16 protein-coding genes are annotated in these 18,837 nt (G+C 56.8%); 8 read left to right on the forward strand and 8 right to left on the reverse strand.

From position 1 onward, the window contains the following. Nucleotides 1-110 precede the first annotated feature (110 nt). The 4 genes from map to ACOTW6_RS13155 all read left to right on the forward strand — a co-directional run bounded on the left by map (nt 111) and on the right by ACOTW6_RS13155 (nt 4,998). Nucleotides 111-905: a type I methionyl aminopeptidase gene (gene map / locus ACOTW6_RS13140; protein WP_003856208.1), complete on the forward strand. Its 795-nt coding sequence runs from the start codon at nt 111-113 to the stop codon at nt 903-905. A 62-nt stretch (nt 906-967) separates the two neighbouring features. After that, nucleotides 968-3,643, forward strand: a complete 2,676-nt coding sequence (gene glnD / locus ACOTW6_RS13145) for a bifunctional uridylyltransferase/uridylyl-removing protein GlnD (protein ID WP_032666890.1) — start codon at nt 968-970, stop codon at nt 3,641-3,643. Between the two features lie 32 nt (nt 3,644-3,675). Next, nucleotides 3,676-4,500, forward strand: coding sequence for a 2,3,4,5-tetrahydropyridine-2,6-dicarboxylate N-succinyltransferase (gene dapD / locus ACOTW6_RS13150; RefSeq protein WP_003856214.1), 825 nt, complete (start codon nt 3,676-3,678; stop codon nt 4,498-4,500). A gap of 111 nt (nt 4,501-4,611) precedes the next feature. Beyond that, on the forward strand, nt 4,612-4,998 hold the full coding sequence (locus ACOTW6_RS13155) for a DUF3461 family protein (RefSeq protein WP_003856216.1): 387 nt from the start codon (nt 4,612-4,614) through the stop codon (nt 4,996-4,998). A gap of 92 nt (nt 4,999-5,090) precedes the next feature. Here the strand turns inward: ACOTW6_RS13155 and ACOTW6_RS13160 are convergent, their stop codons facing one another. The 3 genes from ACOTW6_RS13160 to dgt all read right to left on the reverse strand — a co-directional run bounded on the left by ACOTW6_RS13160 (nt 5,091) and on the right by dgt (nt 9,475). Further along, nucleotides 5,091-6,248 carry a CdaR family transcriptional regulator gene (locus ACOTW6_RS13160; RefSeq protein WP_003856217.1) on the reverse strand — a complete coding sequence of 386 codons (1,158 nt, stop codon included), beginning with the start codon at nt 6,246-6,248 and terminating at the stop codon, nt 5,091-5,093. A gap of 146 nt (nt 6,249-6,394) precedes the next feature. Further along, nucleotides 6,395-7,828 (reverse strand): serine endoprotease DegP, encoded by a 1,434-nt coding sequence (gene degP, locus ACOTW6_RS13165; protein WP_003856219.1) that lies wholly within the window; start codon nt 7,826-7,828, stop codon nt 6,395-6,397. A 132-nt stretch (nt 7,829-7,960) separates the two neighbouring features. Then, nucleotides 7,961-9,475, reverse strand: a complete 1,515-nt coding sequence (gene dgt / locus ACOTW6_RS13170; protein WP_048210796.1) for a dGTPase — start codon at nt 9,473-9,475, stop codon at nt 7,961-7,963. A gap of 82 nt (nt 9,476-9,557) precedes the next feature. On the opposite strand from dgt, the gene mtnN reads away from it, so the two are divergent. From mtnN to ACOTW6_RS13185, 3 genes are read left to right on the forward strand one after another with little or no spacing between them, the layout of a single operon-like run. Next, nucleotides 9,558-10,256: a 5'-methylthioadenosine/S-adenosylhomocysteine nucleosidase gene (gene mtnN / locus ACOTW6_RS13175; protein ID WP_003856223.1), complete on the forward strand. Its 699-nt coding sequence runs from the start codon at nt 9,558-9,560 to the stop codon at nt 10,254-10,256. Next, nucleotides 10,249-11,061, forward strand: coding sequence for a vitamin B12 ABC transporter substrate-binding protein BtuF (gene btuF / locus ACOTW6_RS13180; protein ID WP_062932322.1), 813 nt, complete (start codon nt 10,249-10,251; stop codon nt 11,059-11,061). The genes mtnN and btuF overlap by 8 nt, the downstream gene beginning before the upstream one ends. A 23-nt stretch (nt 11,062-11,084) precedes the next feature. Continuing rightward, on the forward strand, nt 11,085-11,708 hold the full coding sequence (locus ACOTW6_RS13185; RefSeq protein ID WP_003856227.1) for a TRIC cation channel family protein: 624 nt from the start codon (nt 11,085-11,087) through the stop codon (nt 11,706-11,708). 58 nt (nt 11,709-11,766) lie between these two features. Here ACOTW6_RS13185 and erpA read toward each other — a convergent pair whose 3' ends face one another. Next, complete coding sequence (erpA, locus tag ACOTW6_RS13190) at nt 11,767-12,111, reverse strand: iron-sulfur cluster insertion protein ErpA (RefSeq protein WP_003856230.1); 345 nt, start codon at nt 12,109-12,111, stop codon at nt 11,767-11,769. An 85-nt stretch (nt 12,112-12,196) separates the two neighbouring features. Next, entirely contained in the window at nt 12,197-13,597 is a 1,401-nt protein-coding gene (clcA, locus tag ACOTW6_RS13195) for a H(+)/Cl(-) exchange transporter ClcA (RefSeq protein ID WP_017383743.1), read from the reverse strand. Between the two features lie 177 nt (nt 13,598-13,774). Between clcA and hemL the strand changes: the two genes are divergently transcribed. Then, the gene (hemL, locus tag ACOTW6_RS13200; RefSeq protein WP_015572714.1) at nt 13,775-15,055 is read left to right on the forward strand and encodes a glutamate-1-semialdehyde 2,1-aminomutase; all 1,281 of its coding nucleotides are present in this window, start codon (nt 13,775-13,777) and stop codon (nt 15,053-15,055) included. A gap of 93 nt (nt 15,056-15,148) precedes the next feature. Here hemL and fhuB read toward each other — a convergent pair whose 3' ends face one another. Genes fhuB through fhuC form a run of 3 tightly spaced genes read right to left on the reverse strand, consistent with a single transcriptional unit; the run spans nt 15,149 to nt 18,815 of the window. Beyond that, nucleotides 15,149-17,131 carry a Fe(3+)-hydroxamate ABC transporter permease FhuB gene (gene fhuB, locus ACOTW6_RS13205; protein ID WP_032625558.1) on the reverse strand — a complete coding sequence of 661 codons (1,983 nt, stop codon included), beginning with the start codon at nt 17,129-17,131 and terminating at the stop codon, nt 15,149-15,151. Continuing rightward, nucleotides 17,128-18,018 carry a Fe(3+)-hydroxamate ABC transporter substrate-binding protein FhuD gene (gene fhuD, locus ACOTW6_RS13210; protein ID WP_047051285.1) on the reverse strand — a complete coding sequence of 297 codons (891 nt, stop codon included), beginning with the start codon at nt 18,016-18,018 and terminating at the stop codon, nt 17,128-17,130. The genes fhuB and fhuD overlap by 4 nt, the downstream gene beginning before the upstream one ends. Next, the gene (gene fhuC / locus ACOTW6_RS13215; protein ID WP_032673639.1) at nt 18,018-18,815 is read right to left on the reverse strand and encodes a Fe3+-hydroxamate ABC transporter ATP-binding protein FhuC; all 798 of its coding nucleotides are present in this window, start codon (nt 18,813-18,815) and stop codon (nt 18,018-18,020) included. Before fhuC ends, fhuD begins: the two co-directional genes overlap by 1 nt. Nucleotides 18,816-18,837 lie beyond the last annotated feature (22 nt).

Consider the following 18,837-nt stretch of genomic DNA (forward strand, 5'->3'; position numbering starts at 1 on the left):
GGAGTGTGCTGTTAATGATTCTCAATTTGGCACGGGGTGCGCCTGACTGATACCATTGACAACACTTACACTAGTATTGTCGAAAAAATCGACACCGATGGACAGATTACATGGCTATCTCTATTAAGACACCTGAAGAAATTGAAAAGATGCGCGTCGCCGGTCGTCTGGCCGCGGACGTGCTGGAAATGATTGAGCCGTTTGTGAAACCGGGCGTCAGCACTGGCGAACTGGATCGCATCTGTAACGACTACATCGTCAACGAGCAGCATGCGGTCTCCGCCTGCCTTGGCTATCACGGTTTCCCGAAATCCGTCTGCATCTCTATTAATGAAGTGGTTTGCCACGGCATTCCTGATGACGAGAAGCTGCTGAAAGATGGCGACATCGTCAACATCGATGTGACCGTCATCAAAGACGACTACCACGGCGACACCTCTAAGATGTTCATCGTTGGCAAGCCAACGATTCTGGGCGAGCGTCTATGCAAAGTGACGCAAGAAAGCCTCTACCTGGCGCTGAAAATGGTGAAGCCGGGTATCCGCCTGCGCACCATCGGCGCCGCAATCCAGAAATTTGTGGAAGCGGAAGGTTTCTCCGTGGTGCGCGAATATTGCGGTCACGGTATTGGTCGTGTGTTCCATGAAGAACCGCAGGTTCTGCACTACGATGCAGACGACGGCGGCGTAGTGCTGCAAAAGGGCATGACCTTCACTATCGAACCAATGGTCAACGCGGGTGATTACCGTATCCGTACCATGAAAGATGGTTGGACGGTAAAAACCAAAGACAGAAGCTTGTCTGCCCAGTACGAGCATACTATTGTGGTTACAGACAACGGCTGCGAAATTATGACGTTGCGCAAGGATGACACCATCCCGGCGATACTGACGAACATTGAGTGATAAGAAGCCGGCGAATGCCGGCTTTTTTAATGGCGATAGCTTTTTCTTATGGGTGGCGCACGATGAGTAATCTCTTACCCGAACAGTATGCTAACACAGCACTTCCCACCCTCCCCGACCAGCCTGATAACCCGGGCGTCTGGCCACCGCATGAGCTGACCTGCGCGCATATCAAAGCCCACATGGAGGTTTTCCATCGCTGGCTGGGTAACGCATTTGACGCAGGCGTTTCGGCCGAGCAGCTCATTGAAGCGCGCACCGAATTTATCGACCAGCTCCTGCAACGTCTGTGGATCGACTACGGTTTCGGACAGGTGAGCGACGTCGCGCTGGTTGCGGTCGGCGGCTATGGCCGGGGTGAACTGCATCCGCTCTCTGATATCGACCTGCTGATCTTAAGCCGTAAAAAACTGCCGGACGATCGGGCGCAGAAAATCGGTGAACTGTTGACCCTGCTCTGGGACGTAAAGCTGGAAGTGGGCCACAGCGTACGCACGTTGGAAGAATGTCTGCTGGAAGGGTTATCTGACCTGACTGTCGCCACCAACCTGATTGAAACCCGCCTGCTGATTGGCGACGTGGCGCTGTTCCTCGAACTGCAAAAGCACATCTTTAGCGACGGCTTCTGGCCTTCGGAAAAATTCTTCGCCGCGAAAGTCGAAGAACAAAACCAGCGCCACCAGCGCTATCACGGTACCAGCTATAATCTCGAACCGGATATTAAAAGCAGCCCCGGTGGCCTGCGCGATATCCACACGCTGCAATGGGTCGCCCGTCGCCATTTTGGGGCAACATCGCTGGACGAAATGGTCGGGTTTGGTTTTCTGACCGAAGCCGAACGTAACGAACTCAATGAGTGTCTGCATCTGCTCTGGCGCATCCGTTTTGCCCTGCACCTGGAAGTCACCCGCTACGATAACCGCCTGCTGTTTGACCGACAGCTCAGCGTGGCGCAGCGCCTGAATTACCAGGGCGAGGGCAACGAGCCGGTCGAGCAAATGATGAAGGATTTCTTCCGCGTCACCCGCCGCGTCTCTGAACTGAACCAGATGCTGTTGCAGCTGTTCGATGAGGCGATCCTCGCGCTAACGGCAGACGAAAAACCGCGTCCGATTGATGACGAATTTCAGCTGCGCGGCACGCTGATCGATCTGCGCGACGAAACGCTGTTCATCCGCGAACCGGAAGCGATCCTGCGAATGTTCTACACCATGGTGCGCAACAGCACGATCACCGGGATCTACTCCACTACCCTGCGTCATCTGCGCCATGCACGGCGTCATCTGAAGCAGCCGCTGTGTTACATTCCGGAGGCGCGCTCGTTGTTCCTGAGCATGCTTCGTCATCCGGGCGCCGTCAGCCGCGGTCTGCTGCCGATGCACCGTCACAGCGTGCTGTGGGCCTATATGCCCCAGTGGTCGCATATTGTCGGGCAGATGCAGTTCGACCTGTTTCACGCCTATACGGTGGATGAGCACACGATCCGCGTCATGCTGAAGCTGGAAAGTTTCGCTAAAGAAGAGACGCGATCCCGCCATCCGCTGTGCGTTGATCTGTGGCCACGTCTGGCGCACCCGGAGCTGATCCTGATCGCCGCCCTGTTCCATGATATCGCCAAAGGTCGCGGCGGCGACCACTCCGTACTCGGTGCCCAGGACGTGCTGAAATTTGCCGAGCTGCACGGTCTGAACTCGCGTGAGACGCAGCTTATCGCCTGGCTGGTTCGCCATCATCTGCTGATGTCGGTTACCGCTCAGCGTCGTGATATTCAGGATCCGGAAGTGATCAAGCAGTTCGCCGAGGAAGTGCAAACGGAGAACCGCCTGCGCTATCTGGTCTGCCTGACGGTGGCCGATATCTGCGCCACCAACGAAACCCTGTGGAACAGCTGGAAGCAGAGCCTGCTGCGCGAGCTGTACTTCGCCACCGAAAAACAGCTGCGTCGCGGGATGCAGAACACCCCGGACATGCGTGAGCGCGTGCGCCACCATCAGTTGCAGGCGCTGGCCCTGCTGCGCATGGATAACATCAACGAAGAGGCGCTGCATCAGATTTGGGCGCGCTGTCGCGCCAACTACTTTGTACGCCACAGCCCAAACCAGCTTGCCTGGCACGCCCGGCATCTACTGAAGCACGACCTGACAAAACCGATGATTCTGCTCAGCCCGCAGGCCACGCGCGGCGGGACGGAGATCTTTATCTGGAGTCCGGACCGGCCTTATTTGTTTGCTGCGGTCTGTGCCGAGCTGGACAGGCGTAACCTGAGCGTTCACGACGCGCAGATTTTTACCACCCGCGACGGCATGGCGATGGACACCTTTATTGTGCTGGAGCCGGACGGCAGCCCGCTGTCGTCGGACAGGCATGAGGGGATACGCTTTGGCCTCGAGCAGGCCATTACCCAGCGCAGCTGGCAACCTCCGCAGCCGCGTCGTCAGGCGGCAAAACTGCGCCACTTTACCGTCGATACCGAGGTCAATTTCCTGCCGACCCATACCGACCGTAAATCGTTCCTTGAGCTCATTGCGCTCGACCAGCCAGGGCTGCTCGCCCGCGTCGGCCAGGTTTTTGCCGATCTGGGAATTTCGCTTCACGGCGCCCGAATTACAACCATTGGCGAACGAGTAGAAGATTTATTTATAATCGCGACGGCCGACCGGCGTGCCCTTAATAATGACCTGCAACTTGAAGTGCAACAACGGTTGACAGCAGCCCTCAATCCAAACGATAAAGGGTGACGTGTTTTTTAGTGAAATGGAAAGAGTAAACAATGCAGCAGTTACAGAACGTTATTGAGTCCGCTTTTGAGCGTCGCGCCGACATCACTCCGGCAAATGTGGATACCGTGACCCGTGAAGCGGTAAACCAGGTTATTTCCCTGCTGGATTCCGGCGCGCTGCGCGTGGCAGAAAAAATCGACGGTCAGTGGGTTACTCATCAATGGCTGAAGAAAGCTGTGCTGCTCTCTTTCCGCATCAACGATAACCAGGTTATCGACGGAGCAGAAAGCCGCTACTTCGATAAAGTGCCAATGAAATTTGCGGATTACGACGAAGCGCGCTTCCAGAAAGAGGGCTTCCGCGTAGTACCACCAGCGGCCGTTCGTCAGGGTGCCTTCATCGCACGCAACACCGTGCTGATGCCATCCTACGTGAACATCGGCGCCTACGTTGACGAAGGCACCATGGTGGACACCTGGGCTACCGTCGGGTCCTGCGCGCAGATCGGTAAAAACGTTCACCTGTCCGGCGGTGTGGGCATCGGTGGCGTTCTGGAGCCACTTCAGGCTAACCCAACCATCATCGAAGACAACTGCTTCATCGGCGCGCGTTCCGAAGTGGTTGAAGGCGTGATCGTCGAAGAAGGTTCTGTGATCTCCATGGGCGTTTATATTGGCCAGAGCACCCGTATTTACGATCGCGAAACCGGTGAAATTCACTACGGCCGCGTTCCAGCTGGTTCCGTTGTGGTTTCCGGCAACCTGCCGTCTAAAGATGGCAAATACAGCCTGTATTGCGCGGTCATCGTGAAAAAAGTGGACGCGAAAACGCGCGGTAAAGTGGGCATCAATGAACTGCTGCGCACCATCGATTAATCGGGTATAACAAAAAGCGGGGGCAACCCCGCTTTTTTTATATCCGAAGGTGGCGAAAATAGATTTTTTCGTTAATTATTCATAGGTTATGTTGAGATCAAGGGTACCGCTATGTACGATAATCTGAAAAGTCTGGGCATTACCAATCCTGATGAAATTGATCGTTATAGTCTTCGCCAGGAAGCCAATAACGATATTTTGAAAATCTATTTTCACAAGGACAAAGGAGAGTTCTTCGCCAAAAGCGTGAAGTTTAAATACCCTCGCCAGCGTAAGACCGTTGTCGCTGACGGGATCGGTCAGGGATATAAAGAAGTACAGGAAATCAGCCCTAACCTGCGCTACGTGATCGACGAACTCGATCAAATCTGCCAGCGCGATCGCAGCGAGGTCGATCTGAAACGTAAGATCCTTGACGACCTGCGTCACCTGGAAAGCGTAGTCACCAATAAGATCAGCGAGATTGAAGCGGATCTTGAGAAATTGACGCGGAAATAAAAGCAAAACGGCAATCCTTGATTGCCGTTTTTAATGTGTGCGCCCTCTCCCAGTGGGAGAGGGATGGGGTGAGGGCACCAGACCGCACTCAGTTATCTCTGTTCATCCAGCTGCAACGCCACATACAGCAGTAGCCGGTCGTCAAAATTCCCTAAATCCAGCCCCGTCAGTTCCGAGATCCGGTTAAGCCGATACTCCAGCGTATTACGGTGAATAAACAGCGCTTTTGACGTTGCCAGCGGCTGCACGTTATGCCGGAACCATGCCTGCAACGTGCGGCGCAGCAGCCCGTTGTTGTCCATCGCTTTCAGACGCACAAGCGGACGCGCCAGCTCGTTGGCCTGCCAGCCACCGCGCAGGCTGTCGAGCAGGACCGGCAGCATCAGATCCTGATAGAAATAACTGCGGCTCTCCGGCATGCGCTGTTTACCCACCATCATGGTGGTGCGCGCCGTTCGCCATGAACGGGCAATACTTCCCGGCCCGGTAAAATAATTTCCCAGCGCGACGCGAAAACGGAGCTGTCCGTTCTCCTTCATGCGCTCGATGAGCAGCTCAACGCGGCGACGATGATCTTCCGCGTCCCAGCGGCCAAACTGATTAAGCGCAGGCTTGAGCACCACCATTTCCGTCAAAGAGACAATCGCCACCAGGTTGTTACGCTCCGGCGTCGCCAGCATGTTTTGCAGCTGCTGTAGCTCCACCATGGCGCTGTCCACACCAAGCTGGCCGCTATCCACCTCAATAACGGCGACCACGCGCGGCTGATTCAGGTCGATACCCAGACGCTGCGCCCACTCGCTCAGGGCAGGCGTGTGCTCCTCCGCCTGAATTAAATTCATCACCAGCTCTTCGCGCAGGCGGCTGTCCTGGGCGAGCAGATGCATCAGACGCGACTGCTCCAGCATCATCTCCGCCGTCATGCAGACCAGTTCGCCATATTTACGCAGCGATTCAGGATCGCCAGTCAGACCGATAACGCCAACAATCTCTCCTTCCAGACGCAGCGGCAGGTTGATCCCCTGACGGACCCCGTGCAGATGTTTCGCCACGGCGTCATCGATGTCGACCACGCGCCCCTGAGAGAGCACCAGCAACGCCCCTTCGTGCAATTCCCCAATACGCTCACGATCGCCGCTGCCGATAATGCGCCCACGGGCATCCATTACGTTGATATTGGTATCAATGATGCGCATGGTTCGCGCCACGATATCCTGCGCCATTTTGGTATCAAGATGCCAGCCAGCCATATAACCCTCCCGTGAGCAGAGCTCAAGCATAGGGAAGTTCAGCTAAGGCTGCATTGTGCAGATGCCCAAAGGCAGAGAGAGATGTATGGAGTTGTGGGAAAGGTCACAGAAACGAGAAAGCCCCTGCGAACAGGGGCTTAAGAAGATTACTGCATCAGGAGATAAATAGAGGTATCACCACGCTGAATATTCAGTGCCAGCACGGACGGCTTGCTGTCGAGAATTTTGCGCAGTTCAGCGATGTTTTTCACCGGCTGCTGGTTAGCGCCCATGATCACATCACCTTTTTTCAGGCCGATACGGGCAGCAGGTGAGTTCGCTTTCACGTTGTTCACCACCACGCCTTTATCTGCCCCTTTGTTGCTCATCTCGGCACCTTCAATACCGCTGAAGATGGTGCTGGAATCGACCTGATTCTGACTGCTCTGTTGCAGTTCCAGGCTCACGTTAACCGGCTTACCTTCACGCAGCAGGCCGAGGGTCACTTTACTGCCGATTGGCATAGAACCCACTTCCGCACGCAGGGCGGCAAAGCTGCTGATCGGTTTACCGTTCAGCGAGGTGATGACGTCACCCGCTTTAATGCCGGCTTTCGCCGCCGAGGAGTTCGGCATGACCTGGCTTACGAATGCGCCGCGCTGAGCGTCCACTTTCATCGCTTTCGCCAGCTCAGAGTTCAGCTCGGTACCCATGATACCCAGCTCACCGCGTTTCACCTGTCCATATTGCACCATCTGCGCAGTCAGGTTTTTCACCATGTTGCTCGGGATAGCAAAGCCGATACCGATGTTGCCACCGTCCGGTGCCAGGATAGCGGTGTTGATACCGATCAGCTCACCGTTCAGGTTAACCAGCGCACCGCCGGAGTTACCACGGTTAATGGCCGCATCCGTCTGGATGAAGTTTTCATAGTTTTCCGCGTTCAGGCCGCTACGTCCCAGCGCAGAGACGATACCCGAGGTCACGGTTTCGCCCAGACCAAACGGGTTACCGATGGCGACGGTGTAGTCACCCACGCGCAACGCGTCAGAGTCGGCAAGCTTAATCGCCGTCAGGTTCTTCGGATCCTGGATTTGAATCAGCGCGATATCGGAGCGCGGGTCTTTACCCACCACTTTGGCATCGAATTTACGGCCATCGCTCATCTGCACCTTAATGGTGTTAGCATTATCTACCACGTGGTTATTGGTCACCACGTAGCCTTTCGCTGCATCAATAATCACGCCCGAGCCGAGCGCCATGAATTTCTGCTGCTGGCCGCCGCCCATGCCGTCATCCCCTGCACCGCCGCCCTGACAGAACGGAGAACTCTGGAATGGCGAACCGTCCTGGCAGAATGGCGAATTGTCGCCGAAGAACTGCTGGAAATTACGCGGCATACGCGGCGTATTGACGGTTGTGCTGCCCTCAACGTTAATACTCACCACCGATGGCATCACTTTTTCGAGCATCGGGGCCAGGCTTGGCATCTGCTGCGCAGTCGCTGCCGAGGAAGCTGTCTCGGCCGCCGTCGCCAGAGGGGACAGCGCTAAACCTAAACTCAGAGCCAGTGCACTCATTGCTAATGTGGTTTTTTTCATGTTTCTCAATCTCGATTTACCAGATAACGCAAAATTGCTGTGTAACTCAGATTCGTTTTATACCGCTTAGTTCCGGGATTAAGTTTATGGAAAAAGTAAAAATTTATTGGTCGTCTTTACAAAACTCATGGCTTATTCAACGGCCATAAGCTTGCGGTATTCATCCCAGGCATACAAATCTGTCATCCCGCTGATATAGTCCTGGATAAGACGACAGCGATAATAATATTCCATGACTGGCCATTGGGAAGAATGGCGATCTATTTTACTGACGGCCTCAATGTATGCCAGCCGGTGGCGGGTTGAAAGCTTCTGATAGAGACGAGATTCAATCGGCAGGCGACGAACACGTTCATTATCTGCCAGCTCACTGAACTCATCGACCGTCAACTGGAGCAGCGGGCCATAAATCTCCAGTAACCCGCTGATAACCCGGTATCCTTGCAGCTCCAGCTGCTCGACATCCGGGTGGCTGAAAACATGGCGAACAGCCACGTTTTTATATAATTCAAGCAGCTGACTAAAACTGCTCTCATCTTCCAGCAGGGCGTGATTAAATTCCCCGCTAAATATCATCGGCAAATTATCAATGAAACGGGCGGCCGCATACGGCACCAGTTTATTCAGCGTGTTCACCCGCAAATACATAAAGAACTGATCTTCGGTACTGCGGCTCAGCGAATTTGAACGCGATTTATCCCAGGCATTCTCGACGACCTGCGCAAACAGAGAACCTTTTTCATGCTCTCCCCAGGCATCATGAAGATGCTGATACAGCTCCTCGACGCTGAATATTCTTTTTTCCACCGCGTCTTCCAGATCGGCCACGCAATAAGAAATGTCATCAGCCGCTTCCATAATCCATGTCAATGGAAAACGGCCATTGGGGGTCAGAGACAGTTCTTTACGCAACCGCGCGATGTATGCTTCTTCCGATAGGTAATAGCCCGGTTTTTTCATCAGGTAACTATGCGTGGCGGGCGTTTCTCCGGTCCACCATGCGGGACGCGTGTATTTAAGAATACAGCCCACCTGGGCCCAGGTCAGATTCATCCGCATCAGGGAGTGCACCAGACGGATCCCCTGCGCGTTACCCTCGAAATGACACAGATCCTGGCGCACCTTACGGCGCAGATCGTTCAGGCTATCTTCGCCTTCACGCAGGCGTAAATCGCGTACCACACAGCGGTCATCGCTGAGCGGCTGGCTTATGGCGTCAGAGGGAAAAAGCCGCTGTTTAAACCAGTCATTGATGGCGGCCTCGCCGAAATGACCAAAGGGAGGATTGCCGATATCGTGCATCAGGCAGGCCATCTCAACGATACTTTCGAACGGCCCGGTCAGTTCATCCAGTCCGTAGGTTTCCAGCAGACGTTGCTCTTTAAGGCGACTGAGGATCTCTTTCGCAATGTAGCGCCCCACCTGCTGCACTTCCATGGAGTGCGTTAACCGCGTACGCACCGCAGCGTTACGCTCCAGCGGGAACACCTGGGTTTTTTGCTGTAACCGACGGATGGCGGGCGAGTTAATGATGCGTCCGCGATCGCTTTCGAAAATGCGCAGGATCTCATGTTCGCTCTTATCGCCCTGTGGCGAACGGAAACGTCGGTGCCAGTTAATTTTGGTGCGAAAATCGATTGGTGCCATGTGCTCCCCCGCGTGAGAATGCGTTTCCCCTTAACCGCATGATAGACTATGCATCTTAACAAGGCACATCGCGAGTAAATCTATGAAAATCGGCATTATTGGTGCAATGGAAGAAGAAGTTACGCTGCTGCGTGACAAAATTGAGAACCGTCAGACCCTCTCCCTCGGTGGCTGTGAGATCTACACCGGCCAGCTGAACGGTGTTGACGTGGCTCTGCTGAAATCAGGCATCGGTAAAGTTGCAGCGGCACTGGGCGCGACCCTGCTGCTTGAGCGCTGCAAGCCTGACGTTATCATTAATACGGGTTCTGCGGGCGGTCTGGCGCCGACGCTGAAAGTGGGCGATATCGTGGTTTCCGACGAAGCGCGTTACCACGATGCAGATGTCACCGCATTCGGCTACGAATATGGTCAGCTTCCAGGCTGCCCGGCCGGGTTTAAAGCGGATGATAAGCTGATTGCCGCCGCTGAAAGCTGCATTAACGAGCTGAACCTCAATGCGGTGCGTGGCCTGATCGTCAGCGGCGATGCCTTTATCAACGGCTCTGTCGGTCTGGCGAAAATCCGTCATAACTTCCCGCAGGCTGTGGCCGTTGAGATGGAAGCCACGGCCATCGCGCACGTATGCCATAACTTCAGCGTGCCGTTCGTGGTCGTTCGCGCGATCTCTGACGTGGCGGACCAGCAGTCCCACATCAGCTTCGACGAATTCCTGGCCGTTGCGGCCAAACAGTCCACCGTGATGGTGGAAACCCTGGTGCAGAAACTGGCGCGTGGGTAAGGTGTCATTCAGGGCGCTGGTCGCCCTGCTTCTGCTGCTCGCTCCGGCCTGGCTCATCGCCGCGCCGCGGGTGATCACTCTCTCCCCTGCCAATACGGAACTGGCGTTTGCCGCCGGGATCACGCCCGTTGCGGTGAGCAGCTTTTCCGATTATCCACCGCAGGCCGCCCATATCGAACAGGTTGCCACCTGGCAGGGAATGAACCTGGAACGCATCGTGGCGCTAAAGCCCGATCTGGTCCTCGCCTGGCGCGGCGGTAATGCCGAACGGCAGGTGAACCAGCTCTCTTCGCTGGGAATAACGGTGAAATGGGTGGACGCGGTGAGCATCGAACAGGTGGCGCAAACCCTCCGTGACCTCGCGCCCTTCAGCCCTACCCCACAACGCGCCGGGCAGGCTGCACAGCAGATGCTCAACGACTATGCCGCGCTAAAAGCCCGATACGGCACGCAACCGAAACAACGCGTTTTTCTGCAATTTGGCAGCCAGCCGCTGTTCACTACCGGGAGAGGTTCGATCCAGAACCAGGTGCTTGAGACCTGTGGAGGTGAAAATATCTTTGCCGAAAGCCGGGTTCCCTGGCCCCAGGTCAGTCGTGAGCAGGTTCTTGCCCGACAACCGCAGGCCATTGTGGTGGTCGGAAATGCGAGCGAGATTCCTAAAATAGAACAATTCTGGCATCGGCAGCTTAAAATTCCGGTCATCGCACTCAACAGCGACTGGTTTGAACGCGCCAGCCCGCGTATTATCCTCGCCGCAAAACAACTCTGCGCCGAACTTGCAGAGAGTCACTCAAACAGATAAATACCCCCTTCGAGGATTTAACGATGCTCGTGTATTGGCTGGATATTCTTGGCACAGCCGTTTTTGCTATCTCCGGCGTTTTGCTTGCCGGAAAACTACGCATGGACCCTTTTGGCGTACTGGTACTCGGCGTTGTTACGGCGGTGGGAGGCGGAACGATCCGCGATATGGCGCTGGCAAACGGCCCGGTATTCTGGGTAAAAGATCCCACGGACCTGGTGGTGGCGATGGTCACCTGCCTGTTAACCATCGTGCTGGTTCGTCAGCCTCGCAGACTGCCAAAATGGATATTGCCGGTGCTGGATGCCGTCGGTCTGGCGGTTTTTGTGGGGATAGGCGTGAATAAAGCCTTTATTGCCGGGACTGGCCCGCTGGTGGCGATCTGCATGGGCGTGTTAACCGGCGTGGGCGGAGGGATTATTCGCGACATACTGGCGCGAGAAGTCCCGATGATCCTGCGAACGGAAATCTACGCGACGGCCTGTATCATCGGGGGGATTGTTCACGCCACGGCGTATTACACCTTTGCTGTCCCGCTGGAGAATGCGGCGATGCTGGGGATGGTGGTCACGCTGGTGATCCGTTTAGCGGCGATACGCTGGCACCTGAAGCTGCCGACCTTTGCGCTGGATGAAAATTCAAGATAGATATCGTTTATAAGCCCGGTAGCGCTTCGCTTACCGGGCCTACAATCTGCATTCAGGCTTAAATACTGAACGACGAACCACACCCGCAGGTGCTGGTTGCATTCGGGTTAGTCACCACAAAGCGCGAACCTTCCAGACCTTCAGTGTAGTCCACTGAACCGCCCACCAGATATTGCAGGCTCATCGGGTCAACCACCAGCGCGACGCCCTGTTTCTCGATAGTCATATCACCATCGTTAACCTGATCGTCAAAGGTAAAACCATACTGGAAGCCACTACAGCCGCCGCCGGTAATATAAACACGCAGTTTCAGATCCGGATTGTCCTCGTCGGCAATCAGGGTTTTCACTTTTTTCGCTGCTGCTTCGGTAAATTCCAGCGGCAACGCTACGTCATCACTCATCTTATGCTCCCATGAATACTGCGACTGCTATTGGGCAAAAATCACCCAATTCTTTTTGTCATTATCTAATACCCTGGTAATTCATTCAAGTATTCTGCTTCAGGGCCTGTTCAGCTTCCTGTTTCGCCAGGGTACGGGCAAGAATGGTGGAGTATAGCGGTTTTCCACCCAGGAATTGGGCTAATAGTGTCGCGCCGAGACAGGTAATGATCATTGGCAAAATGAGCTGGTAATTGTCGGTCATTTCCAGCACCAGTACGATCCCGGTCAGCGGCGCGCGCAGGGAGGCCGCCAGCAGCGCCCCCATTCCCGCAACCGCAAACGTCCCCGCATCCAGATGGTAGGCCGGGAACCCTGCCGCCGCCGCCATCCCGAACGCCGTACCCAGCAGCGTCCCAAGTGCCAGCATCGGAGCGAAAATGCCGCCCGGTGCGCCGGAGGAGAAGCACAATACCGTGGTGATGACGCGTGAAATAAACATAAACAGCAGCAGGCCTACGCTGAAATTCCCCGCCGCGGCAATGGGAATCAGGCCGAAACCGCCGCCCGCCGCATTCGGTTCGATAAAGCCGAGGATCCCGCACACGCCGCCAAGCAGGCCTCCCACCAGCACCCATTTCGTGGTATTTCCGCCATGGATGCGCTGAAACATATCCTGCGCCCGTAAAATCAGGGTGTTAAAAAGCGGGCCGACGACGCCAAAAATCATCCCAAGAACCAGATACAGCCATAAAGTATTGACCGGCGCATTGGTCAGCTTGCCAACTTCAATCACCGCACCTTCGCCGTTAAAGACGCGAAAGACAATGCTCGACATAATCACGCCGGTAAACACCGCTTTAATGGAGATCAGGTTGTAGCGGAACTGGGCGCGCATCTCTTCAATAATAAACAGGATACCCGCCAGCGGCGCGTTAAACGCCGCAGACAGCCCCGCGGCGGCCCCCGTCGCCAGCAGCGTATGCCGTGCTTCGGCGCTGCGCATACGGAACAGATCGCCGACCATGCGCCCGACGTTACCGCCCAGCTGTACCGTTGGCCCTTCCCGACCGAGCACCATGCCCGCCCCGAGGGTTCCCATCCCGCCGATAAATTTCACAGGAAGCACCCGCCACCAGCGAACCGGGCGTAGCTCCTCCAGCGCCCCCTCAATTTCAGGGATCCCCGAGCCACCTGCTTCAGGTGCGAATTTACGCACCAGAAAATAGCCCACCATGGCAAACAGTGCTGAAAGGCCAAAGGCCCACACCCAGACCAGCCATTCCCGATCGGCAAAGCTGGCGACGGTACCTATGCGCCAGTTGAGCACCGCGTTGACCGCTTTCTCGAATGCGACCCCCACCAGACCGGCCAGCGTACCAACCACGGCGGCTGCCAGCAGAATGGCTAACGGGGTTTTGTCACGGTTGAGCAGCCGCCGGATACTGACCCGGTGCTTCGCGCGCGTAAACTGTTGTTGTTCAAAAGAAGGCGTGTTCTCGTTCATTACCTGTTCTGTTTCGTCATACAAAAGGCCGCAGGGATTCTACCAGAGACAATCCCATCGTCCCCTGAAAAATACTTAACAATTGTTAAGCCTTCTGAGGGGCAAAAATTTTATAACCTCTTCCGAATCACTTAGAATAGTTGCCTTAACTTATTTCTACGAACCAGGAACGACGCCATGAGCAAGTCTGAAAACCTCTACAGCGCAGCCCGCGAGCTTATCCCAGGCGGCGTGAATTCACCCGTGCGCGCCTTTACCGGCGTGGGTGGCACCCCGCTGTTTATCGAACGTGCGGATGGCGCATATCTGTATGATGTGGATGGTAAAGCCTATGTCGATTACGTCGGCTCCTGGGGCCCGATGGTACTGGGGCACAACCACCCGGCGATCCGCAACGCGGTGATTGAAGCCGCTCAGCGCGGCCTGAGTTTCGGCGCGCCAACCGAGATGGAAGTCAAAATGGCGGAGCTGGTCACCGAGCTGGTGCCAACGATGGACATGGTGCGTATGGTGAACTCCGGTACCGAAGCGACCATGAGCGCTATCCGTCTGGCGCGCGGTTTTACCGGTCGTGACAAGATCATCAAGTTCGAAGGTTGTTATCACGGCCATGCCGACTGCCTGCTGGTAAAAGCCGGTTCCGGCGCGCTGACCCTCGGCCAGCCAAACTCTCCGGGGGTGCCGGCTGATTTCGCGAAACACACGCTGACCTGCACCTATAACGATCTGAACACCGTTCGCGCCGCGTTCGAGCAGTATCCGCAGGAGATCGCCTGCATCATCGTTGAACCGGTGGCGGGCAACATGAACTGTATTCCACCGCAGCCGGATTTCCTGCCGGGCCTGCGCGCGCTGTGCGATGAGTTCGGCGCGCTGCTGATCATCGACGAAGTGATGACTGGTTTCCGCGTCGCGCTGGCGGGAGCGCAGTCATACTACGGCGTTGAGCCGGATCTGACCTGCCTCGGCAAAATCATTGGCGGCGGCATGCCCGTCGGCGCGTTTGGCGGCCGTAAGGACGTAATGGACGCGCTGGCGCCAACCGGTCCGGTTTACCAGGCGGGTACGCTCTCCGGTAACCCGATTGCGATGGCGGCGGGCTTTGCCTGTCTGACCGAAGTGGCGCAGCCGGGTATCCACGAAACCCTGACGGACCGGACGACGCAGCTGGCAAACGGCCTGCTGGAAGCCGCAGAAGACGCGGGTATCCCGCTGGTGGTAAACCACGTCGGCGGGATGTTCGGGATTTTCTTCACCGATGCGAAAACCGTGACCTGCTATCAGGACGTGGTGAAATGCGACGTGGAACGCTTCAAACGCTTCTTCCACCTGATGCTGGAAGAAGGCGTGTATCTTGCGCCGTCAGCGTTTGAAGCGGGCTTTATGTCCGTGGCGCACAGCGAAGAAGATATCAATAACACCATCGACGCAGCGCGTAAGGTGTTTGCGAAGCTGTAAAATGTGCGGCTTGATGCCCTCACCCCAACCCTCTCCCACAGGGAGAGGGAGCAAACACGAAAACGGCAATCTAAGGATTGCCGTTTACTTTTATTACCGACTCTGCTTTCTCAACAGATATATAAAGTACGGCGCGCCGATAAAGGTCGACAGCAGGCCCGCCGGGATCTGATACGGGAACAGCACCATCCTTCCGCACCAGTCAGCAAAGACCAGGATCGCCCCTCCCGTCAGCGCAGAGATCACGATATGCGGCAAAGTCCGGCGGAAGCCCATCATACGGGCGATATGCGGCGCCATTAATCCGACAAAACTGAGCGGGCCGATAGTCATGGTGGCCGTCGCCGTCAGGCACGCGGCCAGCAGCAACAGGGCGATACGCGTTGGCGTCAGCGCCACCCCGACCGCGCGGGCGGTATCCCCACCCAGCGGCAGAATGGTCATCCAGCGACGGCACAGCGGCACAATCGCCAGCAGCACAATCATCACAATCCCGGTATGCACCACCTGACTGCCGGTGGCGTTGTACGTTGAACCGGAAATCCAGGTCAGGATCTGCGCCATGCGCGGATCGCCGCTCGCCTGCAACATCATCAGCAGCATAGTAAACGCGGTGCTGAGCGCCATCCCGGCCAGCAGCATGCGGTGAGGTGAGAACCCCCCTCGCCCGGAGGCGATCAGGATAATCATCAGCGTGACTGCCGCGCCGATACTCCCGGCAGGCATCAGCCAGCCGAACGCATTTCCCGGCACGAGGAACAACATCAACACTACGCCAAACGCGGCCCCGGAGCTGATCCCTAATACTTCCGGGCTTGCCATCGGGTTGCCGGTGAGACGCTGGATAATACAGCCCGCCACCGCCAGCATGACGCCCGCAATCAGCGCGGAGAAGATCCGCGGCCAGCGCCACTGCATAAGTTCATGCAGCAAATCACCCGTCGCCCAGTGCCAGCCCGTGGCGTCGCGTCCCAGCGAGAGTGCGGCAAACGAGGCGATAACCAGCACCGCCAGCCCGGCAAGGCTGAACCACACCACCGACTGACGTTCGGCATGTACTTTATCGCCGGCATCCATTGCCGGGGCGCTAATGCTGCGCAGGCGCGGCAACAGCCACAGCAGCAGCGGCGCGCCGATCAGGGCCGTCACCGAGCCCGTGGAAACTTCCATCCAGACGCGCGCCAGCCAGAGAATGAGTTGATCGGAAAGCCAGAGGATCAGCGCGCCAATCAGCGGAGCCAGCATCAGCCGCGCCAGCAGACGGCGCGCGCCGAGCATTTTTGCCAGCAATGGCGCAAACAGGCCGATAAACCCGATGATGCCGACAGCGTTAACCAGTAACGCGCTCAGCACAATCGCCAGGGTCAGGGCCGCCAGACGCGCCAGCGACAGCGCCAGCCCCAGATTGCGCGCCACGCCGTCATCGAGGCCCATCAACGTCAGCGGACGCAGCAGCAGCAGCGTCAGCACCACGCCGCCGAACAGCTGCGGCCACAGGCGCTGGACGATACTCCAGTCGGTCTGGGTGAGCGTGCCGGTACTCCACATAAACATGCTTTGCAGCTGGTCGTGGTGAAACAGCACCAGCAGCTGGTTGATTGCCCCACAGTAGAGGCTGACGACCAGCCCCGCGAGGATCAGCGTGACCGGCGAGAGACGTTTTCCCCAGGCCACGCCAAAGACCAGCGCACCGACCACACATGCGCCTGCCAGCGCGGCAAACTGCGAGGTTAACGCTCCCGGCAGGGTCCAGAGAGTAGTGATGGTGATCCCCAGCTGAGCCCCCGTCGCCACGCCCAGCGTGGTCGGCTCTGCCAGCGGGTTACGCAGCACCTGCTGAAACAGTACGCCCACCAGTCCCAGTCCCGCCCCGACCAGCAGGGAGATAGCCAGACGCGGCAGCAGGCTGTAGTGGAACAGCATTTGCTGAATATTATCGATATCCGGTGCGGCAAACGCGGCTGCCCACTGATCGCGCGGTAACGCCGTGGTCAGGTTAAAGCCGGTTAACGCCAGGGCAGCCAGAAAAATGAGCGCTAACAGCAACATCGGGAAACGGGCCATCCGCGTGCTCATGCCTTGCCTCCCAGTGCATTGTCCAGCACGCGGGCAAAATGCATTGCCGACAGCGTCGCGCCGTAGAACCATACCGCTGGCGCGCGCAGGAAGCGCTGCTCGCGGACGAACGGCATTGCCTGCCAGAGCGGGGTCGCCATCAGGGTTTGCATTTCGCGCTCGTTCCCGTGATCGAAGCACAGCACGTCCACATCACGAAACGCCGCCAGACGGTCAATCCCCACGGCGGTACTGCCCCAGAATGTCATCTCGCCTTCCCAGGCATTGCGAATGCCAAAGCTGTCGAGCACTTCCTGGAACAGACAGTTATTTCCAAAGACCAGCATATGGCGGGCATCCAGCAGGGTTACCATCAGCAAAGGCCGATCGCCACGGTGGGCAAAGCGCGGCTTGAGGGAATCAATCAGCGCATCAAATTCATCGAGATGTTTTTTCGCCTGAGCCTCACGGTTGAGGAACTGCGCCATCTCGTGGATGGAATTTTTTGCCATGGTCAGCGGCTTTTTGCCGTCGCTGAAGGAAAAGCCCCGTCCGGGCGCAATCTTCGCCATGGTCTCTTCCGACGGGCCATACCCCGCAGACCAGAATAAATAAGACGGTTTCATCTGGGTGAGAAGCTCAAGGTTCGGCTCCGTACGCAGACCGATGTCGATGACGGAGTCCGGCAGTTTTGGCTCATTCACCCACAGGGTGTAGTTGGGAATATCGGCCACGCCGTAGGGCGTCACGCCCAGCGCCATCATCAGTTCGACGGGCAACCACTCCAGCGCCACGATGCGGTGCGGATCGATAGCGGCAGCGCGGGCCGGGCCCATCTTTAACAGCAGCGGTGAGAGCGCCATGGCTGTCAGCAGGCGACGGCGGCTAATGAATGTTGGATCCAGCATCAGTAGACAAAGCTCACGGGTGCAGCACCGGCCGGGTGAGGCAGGATGCCCATAGGAATACCGTAGATATGTTCCAGCGTTTCGCTGCGCATCAGTTCGGCAGGCGTACCCTGAGCGATCATTTCACCGCCGCGCAGCGCTACCAGGTAGTCGCAATAGCGTGCCGCCATGTTGATATCATGCAGAACGGCAATCACCGTCAGGCCGCGCTGCTGACTTAAGCGATGCACCAGCGCCAGGACGTCAACCTGATGAGCAATGTCCAGCGCCGACGTGGGTTCGTCGAGCAGCAGGCAGCGGCTGTCCTGCGCCACCAGCATCGCGATCCATGCGCGCTGACGCTCGCCACCGGACAGGCTATCCACCAGACGGTGCGCCAGCGGTTTTAACCCAACCAGCGCGATCGCCTCTTCCACTTTCTCTCTGTCAGCGACGCCAAAACGCCCGAGCGCACCGTGCCACGGATAACGTCCAATCGCCACCAGCTCGCGCACCGTCATCCCCTCCGCCTGCGGCAACTGCTGCGGCAGATAGGCCACCTTGCGGGCAAAGGCCTTACTGTTCCAGCTCGCCAGCGGCTGATCATCCAGCAATATGTCGCCCTCGGACGGCGGCTGATGACGACCCAGCATCTTCAGCAGCGTCGATTTACCGGAACCATTGTGCCCGATTAAACCGGTCACTTTACCTGCGGGAAACGTCAAAGAAAGCGGATGCAGCAAGGTGCGCCCGGGTACGCGAAAGGAGAGATTGTTGAGCGTGAAGGTGGAGTCGGATTGCGTTTTATTATCCTGCATGTCAGCCAACTTAAATAAAAAG

Source organism: Enterobacter cloacae complex sp. IR5403, from assembly GCF_049238705.1.
Lineage (GTDB): Bacteria > Pseudomonadota > Gammaproteobacteria > Enterobacterales > Enterobacteriaceae > Enterobacter > Enterobacter hormaechei_C.

Bases quoted from the DNA above. Each gene is read 5' to 3' on its own strand.
- fhuD (WP_047051285.1), bottom strand. From the start codon at position 18,018: ATGCTGGATCCAACATTCATTAGCCGCCGTCGCCTGCTGACAGCCATG.
- glnD (WP_032666890.1), top strand. From the start codon at position 968: ATGAGTAATCTCTTACCCGAACAGTATGCTAACACAGCACTTCCCACC.
- dapD (WP_003856214.1), top strand. From the start codon at position 3,676: ATGCAGCAGTTACAGAACGTTATTGAGTCCGCTTTTGAGCGTCGCGCC.
- clcA (WP_017383743.1), bottom strand. From the start codon at position 13,597: ATGAACGAGAACACGCCTTCTTTTGAACAACAACAGTTTACGCGCGCG.
- ACOTW6_RS13160 (WP_003856217.1), bottom strand. From the start codon at position 6,248: ATGGCTGGCTGGCATCTTGATACCAAAATGGCGCAGGATATCGTGGCG.
- mtnN (WP_003856223.1), top strand. From the start codon at position 9,558: ATGAAAATCGGCATTATTGGTGCAATGGAAGAAGAAGTTACGCTGCTG.
- hemL (WP_015572714.1), top strand. From the start codon at position 13,775: ATGAGCAAGTCTGAAAACCTCTACAGCGCAGCCCGCGAGCTTATCCCA.
- fhuB (WP_032625558.1), bottom strand. From the start codon at position 17,131: ATGAGCACGCGGATGGCCCGTTTCCCGATGTTGCTGTTAGCGCTCATT.
- degP (WP_003856219.1), bottom strand. From the start codon at position 7,828: ATGAAAAAAACCACATTAGCAATGAGTGCACTGGCTCTGAGTTTAGGT.
- map (WP_003856208.1), top strand. From the start codon at position 111: ATGGCTATCTCTATTAAGACACCTGAAGAAATTGAAAAGATGCGCGTC.
- erpA (WP_003856230.1), bottom strand. From the start codon at position 12,111: ATGAGTGATGACGTAGCGTTGCCGCTGGAATTTACCGAAGCAGCAGCG.
- fhuC (WP_032673639.1), bottom strand. From the start codon at position 18,815: ATGCAGGATAATAAAACGCAATCCGACTCCACCTTCACGCTCAACAAT.
- ACOTW6_RS13185 (WP_003856227.1), top strand. From the start codon at position 11,085: ATGCTCGTGTATTGGCTGGATATTCTTGGCACAGCCGTTTTTGCTATC.
- ACOTW6_RS13155 (WP_003856216.1), top strand. From the start codon at position 4,612: ATGTACGATAATCTGAAAAGTCTGGGCATTACCAATCCTGATGAAATT.
- dgt (WP_048210796.1), bottom strand. From the start codon at position 9,475: ATGGCACCAATCGATTTTCGCACCAAAATTAACTGGCACCGACGTTTC.